Below are 18,893 nucleotides of genomic sequence, written 5' to 3'. Positions count from 1 at the left end.
TTAAGGTCTTACATTCTTTCCTGCCTGTTTCCACCGCCTTTTGGCCGCTTCTACAATGTCCCGCTTGTCTGTCACGGGCCGTGCGCCTTCGTCTATCTCCAGCCAGATGTCACCAAACGTGGTGTACTTTACGGCTTTGGTCAGCCGTTGCAGTTTCTGGTTCATTATCCTTAGTTTGGGACGGATGCCGAATACGATTTCCATCCGTTCCTTTTCGGTCATCTTGTTGTCAGATATACAGACGGACCGTATGTCATTCACAATTTCCACGCTATTCAGTATCAGTTCCCTGTATATGGCATTTCGCCTGGCGGAGAGGGCTACTGCTACGGCGTTCGGAGAATTCCGTGCCAGCTGCCGGCTGAAGTCACCCATATTGTCCGTCAGTTTGGATACTTCGTGGTAGAATCCGTATGTCTGCGCCGCATAGCTGACTATCGAGCGGAACGAGTCCAGATAATTGTTGAATTCCCGTTGCAGGTCGGTAGTTGCTTCCACCTCTTCCTTGGTCCAGATATGACCAGTTGTCTGCATCAGCATTACCTTCTCCTGGTTCTTCAGTTCCTTTTCCGCTTTCTCCGTGTACAGCAGGATCATACCTGCAAGTACCGGGTCGTTCTGTGCCCGGACTTTTGAAAGCCCCGTACACAGCAGAAGTGTCATTATTAATATTATCCTGTTCATTTTGCCTTGTTTTATCGTGTCATGGCTGCAGCCCTCCGCCAGCGCGACATGGCTGTTCTGGCCACTTCTCCGTTATTTCGTTCTATCATCCCGGCTGTCACGTTGTTCCATACGTCATTCAGTGTATAATAGCGCACACTCAGATAGAGCAGATGCAGTTTGCGGCTGAAAGCCGACAGCTTGTCATTCAGTGCCCACAGTGTCTTGCTGCGTTCTGCGCCCGTCAGCATGTTCTCTGTTCCTCCCTTGGCTACGGCATCGTTCAGCAGCGTAAAGACAGACACCAGTTCGGTGGCCGTCTCTATATACAGGTTGTTCATGCTCATTCCGGCTGCGATACCCTGTGGATTGTCACGCACGGCCTTGCCAAGTTTTCCCAGTGTAAGAAAAATCCTCACTCCGTCGTTGTACAGATGGGTACAGGCTTTCAGCGACGATGCATAGCCGTTTACGGTCTTCAGATAGCTGTTGTACTGTTTCTCCCACTGGTGGATGCGGTTGAACTCTGCTGCAATGGTATTTTGTAACAGTGCAGTCTGTGTCTGTCCCTTAATCTGCTTTTCTATCTGTCCGTTTATCAGGTCATTGCCCTCGGCCAGCGCCATCCATTCCAGAGGATTCGAAGCTGCTACCTGTGCACGGAGCGCCTGTGGAACTATAATGGCAAGTGCCAGCAGTATGCTAATGATTGGTAATCTCATATATTCCCTTTTTTCGTTTGTTGTATTCCACGCGTTCGCGTATCAGAGTCACGATTCTGTCACTGCGTTTCATCCCCAGCAGATCAAGCCGGGGCGTGTTCCGGTCCATCGAGAGGATGCTTACTGTTTTCAGTCCGCATATCTGTTGTAGGATACTCTGTTTCTCCTGAAAATCCACGATGCGGTACAGTTCCATATAATCCACTTTTCTTAACAGAATACCGCGCTCGCATACAAGCTGTTCGGCAGTGATGTCGTAGCGTATTCTGCGCAGGTAGATGTAGCGGTACAGCAATACAAGAAGTGTTAATGCAGATATTATGGTCGCCATGCTGCTGAGAGGCATATTTTCCATGCCTCCGTATATCAGTCCAGCAATACAGACCGACATCAGCGGCAGTTCATTGATGACAAACTGTGCCGGATGCGGTCGGAAGTTGATGATATTGTAATGTGTCATTTGCATAGGCAGACTCTGTTTATCGGTGAAACCGTGGTTGGTTCTCTTCTTTTATCTCTGGTAAGGAATCGGATATCTCTTTTTCCAGGCGGGATAGTTCTTCCCGGATTTTGTACATCTCCTGGAAACCTTTTTCAGGCATTCCCTGATCTTGGGTTTCAAAGGAGAATATTATTTTGTCCGCACGCTCAATTCTCTGTCGTACAGCCTTATAGTCCGCTTCGTCATACGTCCCGGTACGGATATGTTCCGGATTGACTTCCGGCAAAGCTGCCAAAGCACGGTTCAGAGTGGCTTTTCCGCTTATCTCCTGAAGTTCGTTCCTCTTTTCTTCTATTGGCCTCCCTTGGTCTAGTAGCTGGTCGTTCCAGTCCTTGTAGCCGTCAGCTGCCGGCTCATAGATGATACGGGATGTGGTGTTAGGGTCCAAGGAATCCGGCCTTCTTGCCGCTTCGTTTGTATTTACCGGCTCTTCTCCCTGTTTCCCAAATGGTTGGATTATCTTGTCAAAGTCAAAGGGTTCCAGCTTTATTTCATGGCGTAGGTTTCCTTTTCCGTTTTCCTGAATGACAAGCAGGTCCGCTTCCGGGGTGAAGCTGGTAAATTCCATTCCGGCATGGGTGAGGGCAAAGGTTATTGCATAGATTTTTCCCGCACGGTCACGGTCAAAGCAAAGGTGGTGTGAAGCCTGTGGCGCTGCTTCAAGCATTCCTCTGAACTGCTGGCGGCTCGGTGAACCTCCGGTAGATACAAACACGGCCTTTCTCAAATCCCTGTTTGTTTTCTGGTGCAGCTGGTAATAGGCCATTGCGTCGTATGCGCTTTCAAACCAGTAGATATCTTTTGCGTCAGCCGGCTTGGTCTGTGCAGGACTGGCGGCCCAGACACCTTCATTCGAATTGCTTCCTTCTGCCTTTCCTTTGTAGCTTCCGCTTCCGTCTGGTCGCGGACGACCCCTTTCCTCAAATCCCACAGTCTTGTCCGGCTCTTTTGGCAGAATCAGCGGAAACGACAAGTTTGTATAGGATCTCCCGTCTTCCAGATGTCTGGTTGCCAGACAGAAATTCCTGTGAAAAGCATATTGGGTGTACAGGTCTATACCTCTGCTCTTGAAATAAGGATAAAATCTTTTCTGTGTTTCCCGATCCTGTGGGTTGAATTTATGCAACTCGTAATGTTCAATGTCAAAAGGCCTGATATCCCGTTTGGGCTGTAGGATGCGGGCACTGCGCTCCTCTATGGGGTGGTTGAGCAGACGGCAGCATACAAGGTTCACCAGTCTGTCAGGTGAGACTCCGGTTTTGTATTCGGCAAAAAGCTGCGGATGCTCCTTGATGAACGATATTATATTGTAAAGTTTCTGTTGCGGTGGCTGGAAACAGCATTGTCCGTTGGCTGTCACTATGAACTTGTCGCCACGGATACGTCGTCCGTCGCTGTCCGTGCGGACATACGAAGGATAGCGCAGGCCGTCCCGCCTGTTCAGGCGGTAACCCGCATCAATCAGCACATCCTGAATGTTCAGTCTGCGCAGATAGTCGTCGTATGTAAGGTCTCCGTCTCTCATATTTACCTTCCTAATCTCATATCTGTTATTTCCTGGTTCATTTCTGCTTCGAAGTAGCGTATTGCCACATCCCTTGGAGTGTCAACTCCCGGTTTGTAATAGGGTCTCGGTCCGCAGTAATGCTCGCTGTACACCTCAGGGGCATGATGGCACCGCAGGTTGTGTGCCACTTCCGAGGCTACCACCGTACCTGCAGTCAGTGCGGCAAGTATCTTTACGCCCAGCCCCTGTCGGGCTTCCGGACGCATTTTCATGTCCACTTCGTCAAACACTTTCGAGAACAGTTTCATCCTGTGATAGTCATCAACTGCAAGAAACTTGTCATATTCCTTCTGACTTATCTCATGGCTCACAACCTGTCCGTTAATTACGGCACTCATCCGGTACTTTCCCTCGGATTCAGCAGGATGTACGGCTATTTCACCCACTTCGACCTCACGTCCGTTTCTTTCTTCCCTGTACCAGCCCATCTTTTCGTTGATGGGTGTGAGGTCACGTCCGTCCACAGTAGCTGCTGCCTGTATGCCTGTTGTCATCCGTTGTTCCTGTACCTGCTGTTCCTGCAGGAAAGTGTTTTCCTGCAATTGGTTTTGCTGTTCTATTTCCTGACGTATTTCAGGATGCAGTCCGATGGCAATACGGCTGTTGCTGTTCAGCGTTTCCATACTTACCTTGTCGGCAAAGTCCGGACTGATGATATCGTTTATCAGGCTGATGCGTTTTTCTGCCGGATGCTCTTCTATCGAGTTGGAGGTCAGTATGGCTGCCTCTTCATCCGATAGGTCATAGACCATGTCCACCGTTTCTTGTTCCGACTGTACAGTCATGGTCTTGGCTTCCTGATCAATGATTATTCCGTGCGATGACAGGCATTCCTGCCATTTCTCATTGGAAAAATATACCGGAGACGTTATCAGTTCGCGGTATGGAATTGCCGGTTCCGCACTTCTCGGTCGGCTTGTCATCGGAGTGATTACAGCCTGAAGGTCCTGCAGTACGTCCCGTTCTTGCTGTGGCTGGGGTTGCTTGTTCCCCTTGTAGTAGAAGCCGTAACCGCCTGACTGCAGTTCTCCGGGTTTCATCCGTCCGTCCCATCGTTCCGGCACAGCCGGTCCTCCCGGATAGAACAGGTTGCCTCCCACTCTGCGCAGATGAAAGCCCCACTGGTTGCGTGGAGTCCATCCTAAAAACGGAGGCGGCATCCTGAGCCATGCAGTCCGTCCGTATTCTCCTATGCCTATCCTGTAGCCGTGTAGTCCCATGGCCACACGCCCGTTTGCGTTTCTTGCATGTACAAAGTTCTTGGGCAGATAAAAGTCACTGCCTATAATGCTGGTAAATACATTGTAGGCTTTCTTGTTTGCTGTGTTTGTTCCCCAGTCCGTAAGGGCCAGCATCTGGCGTTCGGTGATGGCGTAGGTCAGCAAAGGTGAGTCATGTCCCTGAACGACCAGTCTATATCCCGTGCCGTCAGACACCACATGGGCCTGCATCCCGTTGCGCATCAGTATTTTTTGCATTTCGGGTTGCAGATCCATTTCCCGTGGATTGGTATTTTTTCGTATCGCCATAGTCCGTTGTGTAGTCTTTTGTTAGTTGTTTTTCTATGCTTCTCCGTTTTCCATGGCAGCTTCAAGTTCAGCATCCTTATGGCGGACAAACTCGGCTGCTGATTCGTTTCCTATGGAAAAGCCGTTCTCTTCGCAATAGCGGCCGTACTCCTCCTGCCACTCAGCAGAATAATGGTTGATGTAGTCCAGCCAACCGTATTCGCCGCTTTCCATTTTTTCCACCAGAATATCTTCTGGATAATATTTTTGTTCTGACATCTTTTTTTATTTAATGATTTTATAATGCTGTCTTATTTATGAAGGGCTGTCGCACGGTTCCTTTCCCCGCTTTTCTTCTGCTCGTTCCAGATTTCTTCTGTGTACTCTTCTTCCGGCACATAATCCAGGTTACCATCATCGTCCATTACCCAGCATCCGTAGCAACCGAAGTTGTATTTGTCCCATTCACGTTTGTCACGCTCTTTCCATTTCTGTCCGTCACCGGAGCAGAATCGGATCCCTGTCGGGGTTGTCAGGTCGATACCTACCGTAACCGTATCGTCATCTACCAGTAGGGTAAGCGGATCTCCGTGCTGCATACTCTTGATTTCCACTGCCCCCAGACGCAGTTCCTCGGCGAGAACCTGAAGGTTGCGTCCGATGATGGGTGTGGGTACCGACATTACCTGTTTCGTCCCCGGATCTATCTGTACGAAAGCCTTGCCGTGTCTGCCGTCGGTCTGTATTACATCTGCAATGATGGCTTTCCCGTCCAATAATTCTTTTTGTTGTTCAGGTTTGTATTGTTCCAGTGGCGATGATTTCAGTACCGGATAGAATACTACGTCTGTCGTTCCGTCATCCTTTCGGATACATACAAAGCGTGTACGGCTCTCTGCAGTCTGTCCGTTCTCATCAGTTACGCGTACAGGTAATACCGGTGAATGTCTTCCGTTGCATATTTCTTTCAGTACACGCATGGGAAGGTCTTCTATCATTTCTCTGCTAAGCCCAAATTTTGACAGTACCTGATAAGGTAACTCACTAAGATCGAAATTATTATTTTTCATATTTTAATTCCATATTAAAATTATACTCTGCAAATATATCTTCAATATCTAATTGCTGTAAACTATCAGATATATAAAGAGTTATATTATATCTTTTTTATGATTTAAGTATGATTATACTCCAAAAATCATATTCTAATATTAAAATAATCATATTTTAATCACATAGTTTTGTGGAAATTCGTCCTGATATGTTGGTCCCATTATCTTTGCTCCATGAGAAAAAATATATTGATTGGTCTGATGGGTATTTCAATTTTTGCTGAGTCTGTTTATGCACGAGCGTGTCCACTTGTGACAATGGATGATTCCTATAAATCAGACATATTGATTCTAACTGACAATAGTGGTGCTGTCAAATCGTTCGGGAGTGTTAATCCTGATAATTCCGAGATGTCAGGAAAAGCGGACGAAGCAAGAAAGTTTTGGACAGAAAGATATTTGAGTGTAAGTCTTCCGCTGAAAGCCCTGACGGTAACGTCATCTTACGGTTATCGTACCGATCCTTTCACCGGAAAGAAAAAATTCCATGGAGGTCTTGATCTTCATGCCAGAAATGAAGCAGTTCTGGCTATGATGTCCGGAATAGTAGTTAAAGTCGGGCAGGATAATGCTTCTGGAAAATATGTTGTTCTACGTCATGGAAATTATCTGGTCAGTTATTGCCATCTTTCACGGATTCTGGTGGGTAAAGGAAAACAAGTAAACCCCGCAGAACCAGTCGGAATAACTGGTTCTACGGGGCGCAGTACGGGCGAGCATCTACACGTTACGTGCAAGCTAAACGGAAAAAGTATCGACCCGTGGATTCTTTTCCGCCACATCAAAAATATTAAGGATGAATGTGTAAGGGCTTTGAGAGACCTGTAATGGCATTTCAAGGTTTCATGCTTATGTCGCTGTTTCATCTTTTCCTCGTTTTCAGCAGGCATTTTACCTGAATATACCAGACGTGCATTCTCAGTAAAAAAAGCGGCGGAACTTCCACCGTCTTCCCATAGAAGATGGCAGCTGTTACCCGTCCGCCGTGCCGTTCTATCTCTTTCTTATACTCGGATACGCTCTGCCCGGTGGTCATCACGTCGTCCACGATGACGATGTTTTTTCCTTCTACCTCGCCGGTGATGCTATAGTTCCGTTTGAGAATACGTTTTTTGCCGCCTTTCATCTTGTGCAGGCTTTCGCGTGTTCCGGTTATCACCACATCGTTCAGTCCCGAGGTCATCTGCGGGCAATGCATGGATATATATTCGTCCAGCCGTCTGAAGCGGCGGATGTATTTCTCACGGCTGCTGCACGGCATGAACATGATATGCAGGTTCCCTTCTTCAAGATGCAGGGCTTCCATGCAGGATTTGAAGAATCTCACTCCGCTGATTCCACCGTCCTTAAATCTGAATAGCGCATGGCAGAACATCCGCTGCCTGTCACTCAGCAGCTTTTCGTAGCGCATGGGGTAGTAGTAGCCGTAGAAGGCCATTTTCATCCCCCGGAAGCTGTACGGTTTCAGCGGTTGGCGGCTCTCGTATATGTCCGTATGTGAAAAGAAGAACATTCGGCAGGCATTCCTGTTACCGGCCAGTACGGACAGTCGGCAATACCGCTCACGCTCTTTCTTGTCTATAGCGGCTTGTGCAGCAGCAAAGGCAGCATCGCCGGCTTTCCTTCGCCAGAATCCTATGACGTAAAACAGAATGCACACCAGCGTACATAGAAGCGTGAATACGGATTTCGCAAACATATCTGTTTTATCGGGGGCTTTGGAATAGTTTTCTGATATCCATCGAGAGGAAATTTTCTACGCTGATGCCGCCGTCGCCGACAATGAACGAAGCCTGTGGTGCAAACAGTTCCCTGAATTTATCCAGGCCGTCTGTCCTTTTCTCGGCATTGCTCTTTACCTCGATGGCTATTGTTCTGTCTTTCTTTCGGATGACAAAGTCCACTTCATCATTTCGTTCCCTCCAGTAGAACACTTCAAACCGGTGGATGAACCCCTGACTTACAAGGTATGCTCCGATGCCGGATTCAAATATATGGCCCCATACCCGACGGTCAAGCAGGGCTTGTTTGAATGATACAGGGCTGTACACCGTCTTCAGTGCATTGTTGAACACCTGGAACTTCGGAATGCTGGCTTTTCTTCGGGCCGTATCAATGCTGTACTTCTGTAAGCCGCACAGCAGTCCGCTTTCTTCCAGCAGATTGATGTAGCCGGCCAGTGTGGCCGTGTTCCCTGCATCCTGAAGGGAACCGAGCATCTTGTTCAGCGACAGCAGGTTGCCTGAGTATGCCGCTCCCAGTTCAAAGGTCTGTCGCAGCAATGCCGGCTTGCTGATGGGGGTATCCATCAGGATGTCTTTGTTGATGGTCGCCTCGATAATGGCAGACTGTATATATTGCTGGAAACGGTCTTCGTCACCGATAAGTGAGGCTGCGCCGGGATAGCCTCCGTAATAGAGATATTGATCGATTGAGAAACCGAAACTGTCCCTCATCTCCGTATAGCTCCAGTGGCTCATGCGTATCTCTTCGAATCTTCCGGCAAGAGATTCCGACAGTCCCTTTTCCAACAGCACGCGGCTGCTGCCCAACAGCAGCACCTTGATGTTGCGGTCATGAAATGTGTCATCGTCCCATTCCTTTTTTACTACCTCGCTCCAGTTGGATATCTTCTGTATTTCGTCTATTACCAGGACGATCTCTTCCCATCCGTTGTTTTCTTTGAGGCTGCGCACTGCCGCCCAGCAGTTGGATATCCATGCACTGTTCGTAGCCGGTACATTATCAGCGGAAAACAGCTGATACGGAATGGATATATCCTTCAATACCTGTTTAACTACTGTCGATTTTCCTATCTGGCGTGCACCCATCACGACCTGAATGAACCTTCTTGGTTCTTCTATTCTGCTTTTAATTATCTGGTATTCAGCTCTTTTATACATAGCTTTACATTTTACGCAGTGGAGTGCGTATTTTTACGCAGTGCAAATATAATAAATTTATCAGACTATATCAATTTATTGAAGTACAATATTTTGCAATTATGTTTTTGGCCATGCTGTTCTACAGTCGCACCTTTTTTATCTCAAGATCTGGACAATCCAGATGATATGTACTACAAGTCTGGTATATATTTTATTTATTGCATGTCTTGATATGCTGAGGAAGAAAAAGAGCCTACTTCTTATTTGATTTATATTATAATATCAACATAATTCCCAAACCAACATAAGGACAGAAAAGCTATCTATCTGTTAACGACACATAGGCATACAGAGCGGCCATTATATATTCCTTTATTGGAACCTGGAAGTTTAAGATATAAATGTGAGATAAGCACTGTATTATGAAAGGAACGAAAAGAATATGACAGAATTTCTTCCACGGAATTGGGTGAATTTAGAAGGATTCTATTCCGATATAGATATAATTTGATGTTATCAGTTTCGACTCAGGGGCGACCTCAACGAACCGTACCGAGTCGGGATAATTTATTCCTCTTTTGCATTACGTACTTTACGGAGGCTTACATAACATCTGACGGATGATGCATTCTAAGCAGTAATCGGGTGGTTTTCACACGGAAGCAAACTGGTCTATGCGATTGAAAAAAGAACTCAAAAATTTCAGGTGTTATGCATTAACTGAATAATATTACGTCAGTATGGAAAGGGCTTTTCCGTCTCATTGACGAATAAGATTTTAGGGTATATTGCTATATTTTCTAAAAAAAAATAAATAATTTGTTGTTTTGTTATTTGTTTTCTAAATTAGCATTAGATAGTATTTCTATTTTTATTAAAACGCACAAAATTTGTAAGTATATGAGCAATTCAATAGATGGTTGGACATATATATCCGCAATATTCCAAGTTATGATAGATTCTTTAGATAAAAATAATCTAATTGAACCTAGACTCATTTTTCGGGGAGTAACAAGTAGATACTTTTCATCCTCAAAATCTATACCTAGTTTTTTAGAAAAAAATCCTAATTTTGTAACATTAGATAAACATAAAGACTCAAAACAAGAAAGGGATAAAAAAGCTTATGAAGTGTTTTATAAAAGGTTTTGTACATATTATAAAGATGACCTAAAAAAGAGAGGAATTACAAGTATAGAAATTCTTCAAGAACTAATGAAATGTGAAGAATACAAATATGTACCGCCAGAGTATATCAAATCTGGTGCAGCAATAAGGATGCAAAAACTTAAGAATCGATCACATATCGACTATATTAATTATATTAAATATTTAATTCGTGATGCTAAAATCAGATTCCCAGAATATACAGAAAATTATTCTGATATTGAAATATTAGCAGATATTCAGCATAAGGGAGGAGCATCTTGTCTTGTTGATTTCAGTAACAATTTTCTTATTTCTCTATGGTTTGCTACACAGACAAATAATGATGATAATAATTTCGGGTATTTATTTTGTTACGACATCAATTCAGAAATGATAGAAAAAGACAATTTATCTATTTTGTCATATTGTCGTAGTAAAAGTAGAATCGAAGATTTATTATATGCTACAACAAAAAGTACAAGATATAGCGAAGAAAAATCTCATAGATTCTGGATATGGAAACCATCTTTCTTGAATGAAAGAATAGCTAGACAAGATAGTGTGTTCATTTTTGGATTAGACCCGTTTTATATCAAAGAACATGGAATTATTGTTATTCCAATACCAGCAGATTGGAAAAAAGCTATTCAAGTTGCATTGAAATCTTATTTTGGAATCACAGAAGAAAGTATATTTGGTGATAATAATGGTTTCGCAACATCACACGATAAATCAAAACCATATGAACGCGTTATATCTCATTATTTTAATGAACAATTTTCTCCAATATCAAAAAATAAAAACTTGATTCTTAGCAATTTACAGAATGGGATGTCTTGCTTATTTCATGATGAATATGATTTGGCTTTGAAGTACTTTTTATCTTTTGAATCAAGTATTAAAGATAAAATTAGAGACATTTTAGACAAGCGACCACGAATTTCTTCAATAGACGATAGTGCGCAAGATATCAAAATGTTTCTAATAGATATAGAATTACACTTTTCAAAAGCTTTATGTCTTAGACACTTAGACAATAAATATAGAGCCATAGAAGAGTATGAATTGACACGGAAACATTGTATTGTATTGATTGAGAAAATTGAAGAAAATATTAATCATTGGGACAATAAACATATATCTATAGAGGAAATAAGTAAAATTGAAAGACTCAAAATGTATGCTCTGACAAAATATCAAAAGACGATAAAGGATTTAATTGATTTATTATACGATACAAAACAATATAATAAGGCTTTAGATCTTGTATCCTCTATCAAGAAAGTAATGCCCCAATTATCAAAACCATTACTGGAAACGATAACAAATGAGCTTAATACATTACATGAATTGTTTAAAAATAAAAATAGCGAAAATAAGATAGATAGTAATATAATTAAATCTACTTCAGCTGGCACTATTCAACCTTTATGCTACGTTCTAAATTATTACTTTATTTGTATACTAAAATCTGTACGTAAACAACAGATAGATACAGAATCATTGAATAATTTATGCGAAAAAATAGCATCAAAAAAAAATATGGATTATTCAACACAATGTCATTTTACTCAATGGGATTTTTCGGATATAGTCTCTGCAATAGAATCTTATAAGGAATTTAATCCTAATTTATACCACGATTTAATTACTGTAACTGCAAAAGTTGAAGAATTTATGGGATTTATTAATGGCAAATTGAGAATACCTCCATATTAATAAATGTGTTTTATGAGAATTGAAGAGGCTGTGTCAAATTGAAGTGCACCCCAAAAGTTAGATACAAAACTTTTGGGGTGTTTTTTATGAAGTACAGTTACGAACAAAGGCTTATTATCGTAGCCGGGTAAAACAAGGAGAGTTAATAGCTCATTTGTCGAAAGAGTATCATATCAATAAGACTCAGATATTGGCATGGGTGAGAATGATGGGTAGCCACACATGTGTCCTCATGAGCTTTGTTAGGCTTTGGTTCATGTCTGTTATTGCTGATTACCGCAGATTTGAGGGTGTCCTAGTGTCAGTATTGGAGGTACATGTCATGCATGGGCATAGTCGCTGTAAGGCATAAAGGCAACAAACCCCTACTCTGATGATATCTTCGGTCTCGGTGTTCACATAGCATATCACTTTTATATTCCTCCTTTGGCAGATTTTCCATTTTTATCCGAACAGCAGTTCCTTTTTTACCGTTACATGTTCCGATTTATTTCCTGTTCCGCCTCACATATGGTACTCATCACCGGCATTGATTTTCTTCGCGAATCTACTGGCCGGTCCGAACCTACAGGTACCGCTCTGCTAACCGGGTACGGATTTGACGGCAGCCTTCCGCAAATCAAAGATTTTGGTTTTCCGTGAAATCCGCAGCCGCTTTCCCTGCTTTTGTCGTCCGCTTTTCCAGTCTTCATTGCTCAAAAATTCCAATCCCGGCATGAGAGTCCGAAATGGCTCGAACTAAGGGAAATTAACAATTAAAAAATACAGGTATGGACACAACAACAGCAACAACAATGCATCCGGCAGAAGCTTATCTCCGTAACGAACAGAACCCACCGGTCTTGTATGTCAGGATTTACGGGGAACGCCGGAAATTGTTTATCAACCGTGGTAGGGAGAACGTCGTCGGTATCATTGCGAAAGGCAAACGCAAACATGGCTACATCTTTTCAGACTGGAACCGCATCGAAAAAATCTATTACCCGTCACAGGAAAAGGAGAACGAAAAGGATTTAGACCGGAAAATGATACTCAAATACCAGCGGCTGGCCGCTCTTGCCACACATACCAACGACTGGCTCCGGAAGATTGCCGCAGCAGACCTTGAGAAGTCCCTGTACGAAAACCGTATTACCACAGGAACGGCTATTGACGGAAAGTGCATCCGCCTTTCCACGATTGAGAAGTATTGCGGAAGCTGGAACATGCAGCGGTTCCGCCAGGCCATGAAGAATAAGGAGAAATTCTCGACGCTTCGTTTCGACTTTTGCGGATACGACGGTACGCTTTGGTGCGAGCCGCGGGACAACGACGACATGGCTGCCGGTTTCAGCAAGGAATACCGGAATTGCGGCAACGGCTATTACTATCTGCTTATCAATGACGACTTCATGATTGGTTACGATATTGACTGATAATCCACGGACAGACCTTACCGGGGGGCCGGCAGGGTCTGTTCCGGCTTCGGTCTGCCGACGGCAAATTCCCTTTTTATCGATGGCATTGCCATGCGCCGTTCCTTTTTTACCTCAGATTTTCCTTTTCTATCTTTCCATCCGCCTGTTTTCAATCCTTTTTTATTCATCCCTCTTGTAGCTGCTCTTCCGTTCTCCACCGTGCGACCTCGGGGGATTGGATTTTTCAGCAAAGGTAACCGCCGGTTTCCATTCCTGCCAATGCCGGCATTCTGCCCGTGGGGTCTCGGAAAAATCTTCCTCTCCGGCTGTCGAGCGTATTTTTCCTTACCGGCCATGGCAGATGGCCACCGCCACCTTTCAAAGCAGAAAAATAATCCCTGCGGCCGCAAACGGGCCGAAAAAAGGGAAATAAAAAAATTAGGTTAAATCATGGGTTACAACAAATTGACATCATTATCGGCCAACATCAAGGCCATAGAGACAGCAGTAGCTATTCGCATACAGGGCAGGACGGCTACACAAGAGGAAAAACAGATATTGGCGCAGTATTCAGGTTTCGGCGGTATCAAGGACGTGCTGGACTTGGGTACGGACAAACCGCTTGACAAAGGCGTGTCCGAGCTGTTGAACCGTCTGCTGGATGCGTTAAGGACACTTGCAGGGGGTGACGAAGCCGCTTGCCGTTCACTTGTTGAAAGCATCAAGTCATCAGTCCTGACAGCGTTCTACACACCGCAATTCCTGATTGACGCAGTGGCGGCACAGATACACGGCACTTTTTCCGCAAACGGCTTGCAGATGCACAGCTTTCTTGAACCGAGCGCAGGCATCGGCGGTTTCCTGCCTGTAGCCATGTCCGGCACACACAGCTATGCTTTTGAAAAGGACACCATTACAGGACTTGTACTTTCGCTGCTGCATGAGGACGCAACCACCGTAACGGCAGGGTTTGAAACGATAGGCACACAGGAGCTGGAGCATCGGAAATTCGATGTCATTGCGTCCAATATTCCTTTCGGCAATTTCCGTGTATTCGATGCCGACCTGTGGAAAAAGGGCGGTATCTACGAACAGGCCACCAAGACCATACACAACTACTTTTTTGTCAAGGCTATGGAGCTGCTTTCCGAGGGCGGCCTGCTTGCCTTTGTCACTTCAAGAGGTGTGGCCGACACGGCAGGAAACAAATTTGTACGTGAGTATCTGGTGAGCCATGCCGACCTTGTCAGTGCAGTACGTTTGCCTGACGCTCTTTTCATGCAGACAAGCGGTATTGAAGTGGGCAGCGACCTGCTCATATTCCAGAAGCATACCAATAAGGCGGCACTTTCCGCACGTGAACAGATGTTTTTGCAGGTAGCCAAGGAAATGTACGACATGAACGGAACAATGACCGAAAATGCCAACAGGCTGTTTTCCATGCCGAAGACCGTACTGGCAACCGACAGCCGTATCGTGATGAACCAGCACGGCAAATATGTACGCAAACACCAGTGGCTCGGCTCTGATGCGGCCATGGCGCAATACCTTTCCGCACTTCTGAAATACGACTTTGACCGGTATTTCCGCAAAAGCCTTTTCGGACAGCAGGGCGAAGCGTCCGTACAGATGTCGCTGTTCGGGATGCAGGAGACGACCGCACTCTCCGTAAACAGAGGACGGAGGCCATATACTGAAAAGCTCGATGATTGGATGAAAAGCGGTACATTGGTAATGTTCGAGGGGCAGATTGGTACGGTCGTGTTCCGCAAGTCAAGCCACTATGTCGATGTGGCCGTGGATTTCGTTCCGGTGGACGAGGGAAAGGTCAATATGGAGCGTGCAACCGACTATTTCCCTGTCCGTGAGGCGTACTTTATGCTTTCTGTCAGGGAAAGGGATCTGCAGACCGAACAGACGGCCATACGTGAGCGGCTGAACACGCTGTATGATGCCTTTGTCACCAAATGGGGATTTTTCCATGAGAACGACAACAAGGAGTTTATCATGCTTGACAGCCTCGGTGTCGAGGTGTTCACTATTGAAATGCAGCTTGGCAGCGATATAGTCAAGGCCGACATCATGCGTGAGCCTGTAGCTTTCACAAAGATTGTGGCTGACCGCATTTTACAGCCGTCGGAAGCGCTGGCAAGCAGCCTCAATTTCTACGGGAAGGTGGAAATGGACTACATCATGCGCTCTACCGGCTTGTCTGATGAAGATGTAATCGCAGCACTGCAGGGCGAGATATACTACAATCCCCTCACGGAAGAATGGGAACACAAAGGCAGGTTCCTTGCCGGAAATGTGGTGGACAAGTACAAGGAACTCACATCCTGCCTTGACGACCTGTCCGGCAGGGAAAGGGATTGGGCGGAAATCTCCGCAAGGGCACTGGAGAACGCAACACCCGAACTGATACCTTATGAAGAGCTGGATATCAATATGGGCGAGCGTTGGATTGACCCCCAGCTTTACGCCGACTTTGCGGCAGACCTTTTCGGGGTGGAAGCCGAAGTGATGTACTTTGATGTAAACGATACCTATGTGGTACGTCTGAAAGGTTACTCCCCGGCAGCATACAACACCTATTCCGTGCGCAATTTCAACGGTGAAGACCTGTTTGTTCATGCCTTGCACGATACCGTACCCGAAATAACCAAAGAGGTGTATCGAAATGGTGATAAGATACGTGTGCCCGACGAGGAAGCCATTCAGGAAGCGGCTACCAAGATACAGGAAATCCGCAGCAATTTCAACCAGTGGCTCGATGCCTGTCCTCTGGAAGTCAGGGATGAACTGGTACGCACATACAACGAGCGTTTCAACTGCTATGTTCGTCCTGCCTATGACGGCTCGGCACAGACCTTTCCGCAGCTTTCCTTTGAGCAGTTCCCGTACAATGAACTCTACCCGTCGCAGAAAGACGCAATCTGGATGATTAAGCAGAACGGCGGCGGTATCTGCTGGCACGAAGTAGGTACAGGCAAGACGATGATAATGTGCGTCTCGGCCTATGAAATGAAGCGTCTGGGATTGGTACAGAAGCCTCTGATTATCGGCCTGAAAGCAAACGTCCACGAGATAGCCGACACATTCCGCAAGGCATACCCGAACGCCAAAGTCCTATACCCGGGCAAGGAAGACTTCACGCCGGCCAACCGCAAAGAGGTGTTTTCCAAAATCAAGAACAACAACTGGGATTGTATTATCCTGACGCACGACCAGTTCGCCAAGATACCGCAGTCCGAGGAAACCATGATAGAGATATTCACCGAAGAGCTTTACGATGTGGAGCGAAGCCTTGAAGTGTTGGAACAGTCCACCATGCGCTACCGCAGCCGTAAGATGCAGAAAGGGCTGGAAGTAAGGCAGGAGAACCTGAAAGCGAAGCTGTCCGAACTCCGTAGAAAACTGGACGACCGCAAGGATGATACCGTGGACTTTCATTCAATGGGTATAGACCATATCTTTGTCGATGAATGCCACATGTTCAAGAACCTCATGTTCCAGACACGCCACAACAGGGTGGCAGGTATCGGCAATACTAAAGGCTCGCAAAGGGCTATGAACCTGCTTTTTGCCATCCGTGACATCCAGCACCGCACAGGCCGTGACCTTGGGGCTACGTTCCTGTCCGGTACGGTGGTGGTAAATGCGCTGACAGAGCTTTATGTGATGTTCAAGTATTTGCGGCCACGTGAACTCAAGCGTCAGCAGATTAGCTGTTTCGATGCCTGGGCGGCCATATTTACAAAAAAGACAGCCGACTATGAGCTGAACGTGACAGGGGCAATCAAACGCAAGGAGCGTTTCCGCACTTATATCAAAGTGCCGGAACTGGCGATGTTCCTGCGTGAAATCACCGACTACCGTACCGCCGACATGATAAATCTTGATGTGCCGGAGAAAAACGTCCGCTTTCTCTCTCATGCACCGACAATCGAGCAGGAAGAAATGATCGGACGTCTCGTTTCCTTTGCCGGTAGCGGAAACTGGGAAGACCTCGGACTTGATACTCCCGAGCCGGACAACCTCGACAAGGCAAAGATGCTCATTGCTACCAATGTGGCACGCAAGATGGCTCTCGACATGCGTCTTTTGGGTGATAGGTTCAGCGATGATGCCAGTAACAAGGCTTCCATTTGTGCCCGAACCATCTATGACTATTATGTACGTTCGGCAGCCAATAAGGGTACGCAGTTTGTCTTCAGCGACCTAAGTACCTACAAGCCTAACGAGTGGAATATCTATACCGACATCAAGGAGAAGCTGGTACGCCTCGGCATCCCGGCTGATGAAATCCAGTTTATCCAGTGTGCCACCACGGAAAGGGCGAGGAAACGCCTCTTTGAAGACATGAACAGCGGCAGGGTACGTGTCCTCTTCGGTTCTACATCCATGCTCGGTACAGGGGTCAACGCCCAGCAGCGGGCTGTGGCAGTGCATCATCTGGAGATACCGTGGCGACCTGCCGACATGGAGCAGCGCAACGGTCGTGCGGTACGCAAGGGCAACACCGTGAAACTCTGGGGCGGTAACGTGGTGGATATTGTAATCTACGGAACGGAAAAGACGCTTGACGCCTACAAGTTCAACCTGCTCAAAAACAAGCAGATGTTCATCAACCAGATAAACAACGGCACTATCGCCGTGCGCCGCATCGACGAGGACAGCATGGACGAGGACAGCGGAATGAACTTTGCCGAGTTCGTGGCTATCCTTTCAGGAAATACCGACCTTTTGAACAAGGCCAAGCTCGACAACAGGATTATGCAGCTGGAGAAAGAGCAGGCCATATTCAAGAAAGAGCGCATCCGTGCAGAGCGTAAGATTGCAGCCAACACGGAAGCTGTCGGTATGGCAGAGCGCATCATGGCACAGGTTAGGCAGGATATGGAGTATATCGCATCCTATAACGGCAACAGGGAAACGCTGTTGCTCAATCTGCCGCAGGCTACCCGGGAAGAGACAGGTCGTGAACTGCACCGCATAGCCAAGACATACAGGAGCGAGGCATACCGAACCATAGGCAGCTATATGGGACTGAACCTGCTTGTCCGCAGCGAGTACACTCTTTCCGGCTCGTTCGACCGTAACGCTTTCTTTGTCGAGGGCGTAAGCGGACTGAAATACCGCTGTGGCGTGTCGGGAAGCCTGCCGTTGGGATTCGCTGAATCGGCACGCTACCCACAGGCCGCACTTGAAAGGATGCCGTCACTGATAGAGAAGCAGCAGAAACAGATAGCCATGCTGCAGCACGAAATACCTACCTTGCAGGAAATCACCGCCCGGAAGTGGAACAAGGCGGAAGAGCTGGAGCGGTTGAAACAGGAATGTAAGGACTTGCAGCAGCGGATTGACGAGGCACTTAAGGAAGCCGAGTGTCCGAAGCCGGAAGTTCCCGAAGAAGAAAACACTGTCAGGGCAGCCTGACCATGATTCATTGATTTAACCTTTTGCCTGTCCGGTCGTGATGATCGGGCAGGTTTTCCTGTGTTCTGTCCTGCCGGGGCCCAGTTGGCTTTTATAGCCTGGCATCTGCCTTTTTTATCCTCCTTTCCCCTTTTTATCGCCTCCCTTTATATCTGTCTTTCAATCCTTTTATATCTTTGTCCTTGCAGTCCGTCCTGACCTTCCGGCTTATTGTTCCGCGAAAGTAACGGATA

General features: G+C 46.2%; 14 protein-coding genes. 5 read left to right on the top strand and 9 right to left on the bottom strand.

The window, feature by feature from the left end; all coding sequences use genetic code 11:
* Genes BQ5591_RS16825 through BQ5591_RS16795 form a run of 7 tightly spaced genes read right to left on the bottom strand, consistent with a single transcriptional unit; the run spans window position 1 to window position 6,032 of the window.
* On the bottom strand, window positions 1-684 hold the full coding sequence (locus tag BQ5591_RS16825; RefSeq protein WP_071150199.1) for a hypothetical protein: 684 nt from the start codon (window positions 682-684) through the stop codon (window positions 1-3).
* Window positions 685-695: 11 nt separating this feature from the next.
* Complete coding sequence (locus BQ5591_RS16820; RefSeq protein ID WP_071150198.1) at window positions 696-1,385, bottom strand: hypothetical protein; 690 nt, start codon at window positions 1,383-1,385, stop codon at window positions 696-698.
* Window positions 1,366-1,851 carry a PH domain-containing protein gene (locus BQ5591_RS16815; protein ID WP_071150197.1) on the bottom strand — a complete coding sequence of 162 codons (486 nt, stop codon included), beginning with the start codon at window positions 1,849-1,851 and terminating at the stop codon, window positions 1,366-1,368. Before BQ5591_RS16815 ends, BQ5591_RS16820 begins: the two co-directional genes overlap by 20 nt.
* A 13-nt stretch (window positions 1,852-1,864) precedes the next feature.
* Window positions 1,865-3,412, bottom strand: a complete 1,548-nt coding sequence (locus BQ5591_RS16810) for a toprim domain-containing protein (RefSeq protein ID WP_071150196.1) — start codon at window positions 3,410-3,412, stop codon at window positions 1,865-1,867.
* Between the two features lie 2 nt (window positions 3,413-3,414).
* Window positions 3,415-4,983 (bottom strand): hypothetical protein, encoded by a 1,569-nt coding sequence (locus BQ5591_RS16805; RefSeq protein ID WP_071150195.1) that lies wholly within the window; start codon window positions 4,981-4,983, stop codon window positions 3,415-3,417.
* Between the two features lie 33 nt (window positions 4,984-5,016).
* Window positions 5,017-5,241: a hypothetical protein gene (locus BQ5591_RS16800; RefSeq protein ID WP_071150194.1), complete on the bottom strand. Its 225-nt coding sequence runs from the start codon at window positions 5,239-5,241 to the stop codon at window positions 5,017-5,019.
* Between the two features lie 32 nt (window positions 5,242-5,273).
* Window positions 5,274-6,032, bottom strand: coding sequence for a DUF4099 domain-containing protein (locus BQ5591_RS16795; RefSeq protein ID WP_071150193.1), 759 nt, complete (start codon window positions 6,030-6,032; stop codon window positions 5,274-5,276).
* Window positions 6,033-6,248: 216 nt separating this feature from the next.
* Between BQ5591_RS16795 and BQ5591_RS16790 the strand changes: the two genes are divergently transcribed.
* Complete coding sequence (locus BQ5591_RS16790; protein WP_071150192.1) at window positions 6,249-6,902, top strand: M23 family metallopeptidase; 654 nt, start codon at window positions 6,249-6,251, stop codon at window positions 6,900-6,902.
* Window positions 6,903-6,936: 34 nt separating this feature from the next.
* On the opposite strand, the gene BQ5591_RS16785 is transcribed toward BQ5591_RS16790, so the two are convergent.
* Together BQ5591_RS16785 and BQ5591_RS16780 are read right to left on the bottom strand one after the other, a co-directional pair.
* Entirely contained in the window at window positions 6,937-7,773 is an 837-nt protein-coding gene (locus BQ5591_RS16785) for a phosphoribosyltransferase family protein (RefSeq protein ID WP_071150191.1), read from the bottom strand.
* Between the two features lie 7 nt (window positions 7,774-7,780).
* Complete coding sequence (locus tag BQ5591_RS16780) at window positions 7,781-8,977, bottom strand: ATP-binding protein (RefSeq protein ID WP_071150190.1); 1,197 nt, start codon at window positions 8,975-8,977, stop codon at window positions 7,781-7,783.
* A gap of 882 nt (window positions 8,978-9,859) precedes the next feature.
* Between BQ5591_RS16780 and BQ5591_RS16775 the strand changes: the two genes are divergently transcribed.
* From BQ5591_RS16775 to BQ5591_RS16760, 4 genes are all read left to right on the top strand, one after another.
* The gene (locus tag BQ5591_RS16775; RefSeq protein ID WP_159434499.1) at window positions 9,860-11,827 is read left to right on the top strand and encodes an FRG domain-containing protein; all 1,968 of its coding nucleotides are present in this window, start codon (window positions 9,860-9,862) and stop codon (window positions 11,825-11,827) included.
* 770 nt (window positions 11,828-12,597) lie between these two features.
* The gene (locus tag BQ5591_RS16770) at window positions 12,598-13,242 is read left to right on the top strand and encodes a hypothetical protein (RefSeq protein WP_071150188.1); all 645 of its coding nucleotides are present in this window, start codon (window positions 12,598-12,600) and stop codon (window positions 13,240-13,242) included.
* Window positions 13,243-13,335: 93 nt separating this feature from the next.
* Window positions 13,336-13,671: a hypothetical protein gene (locus BQ5591_RS21470; protein WP_159434498.1), complete on the top strand. Its 336-nt coding sequence runs from the start codon at window positions 13,336-13,338 to the stop codon at window positions 13,669-13,671.
* 3 nt (window positions 13,672-13,674) lie between these two features.
* Window positions 13,675-18,660: an N-6 DNA methylase gene (locus BQ5591_RS16760; RefSeq protein WP_071150186.1), complete on the top strand. Its 4,986-nt coding sequence runs from the start codon at window positions 13,675-13,677 to the stop codon at window positions 18,658-18,660.
* Window positions 18,661-18,893 lie beyond the last annotated feature (233 nt).

The organism is Bacteroides ndongoniae, from assembly GCF_900108345.1.
In the GTDB taxonomy this organism is placed as follows: Bacteria; Bacteroidota; Bacteroidia; order Bacteroidales; family Bacteroidaceae; genus Bacteroides; species Bacteroides ndongoniae.
Note: the sequence above shows the minus strand (reverse complement) of the source record. Positions and strands in the feature narration are given on the sequence as shown.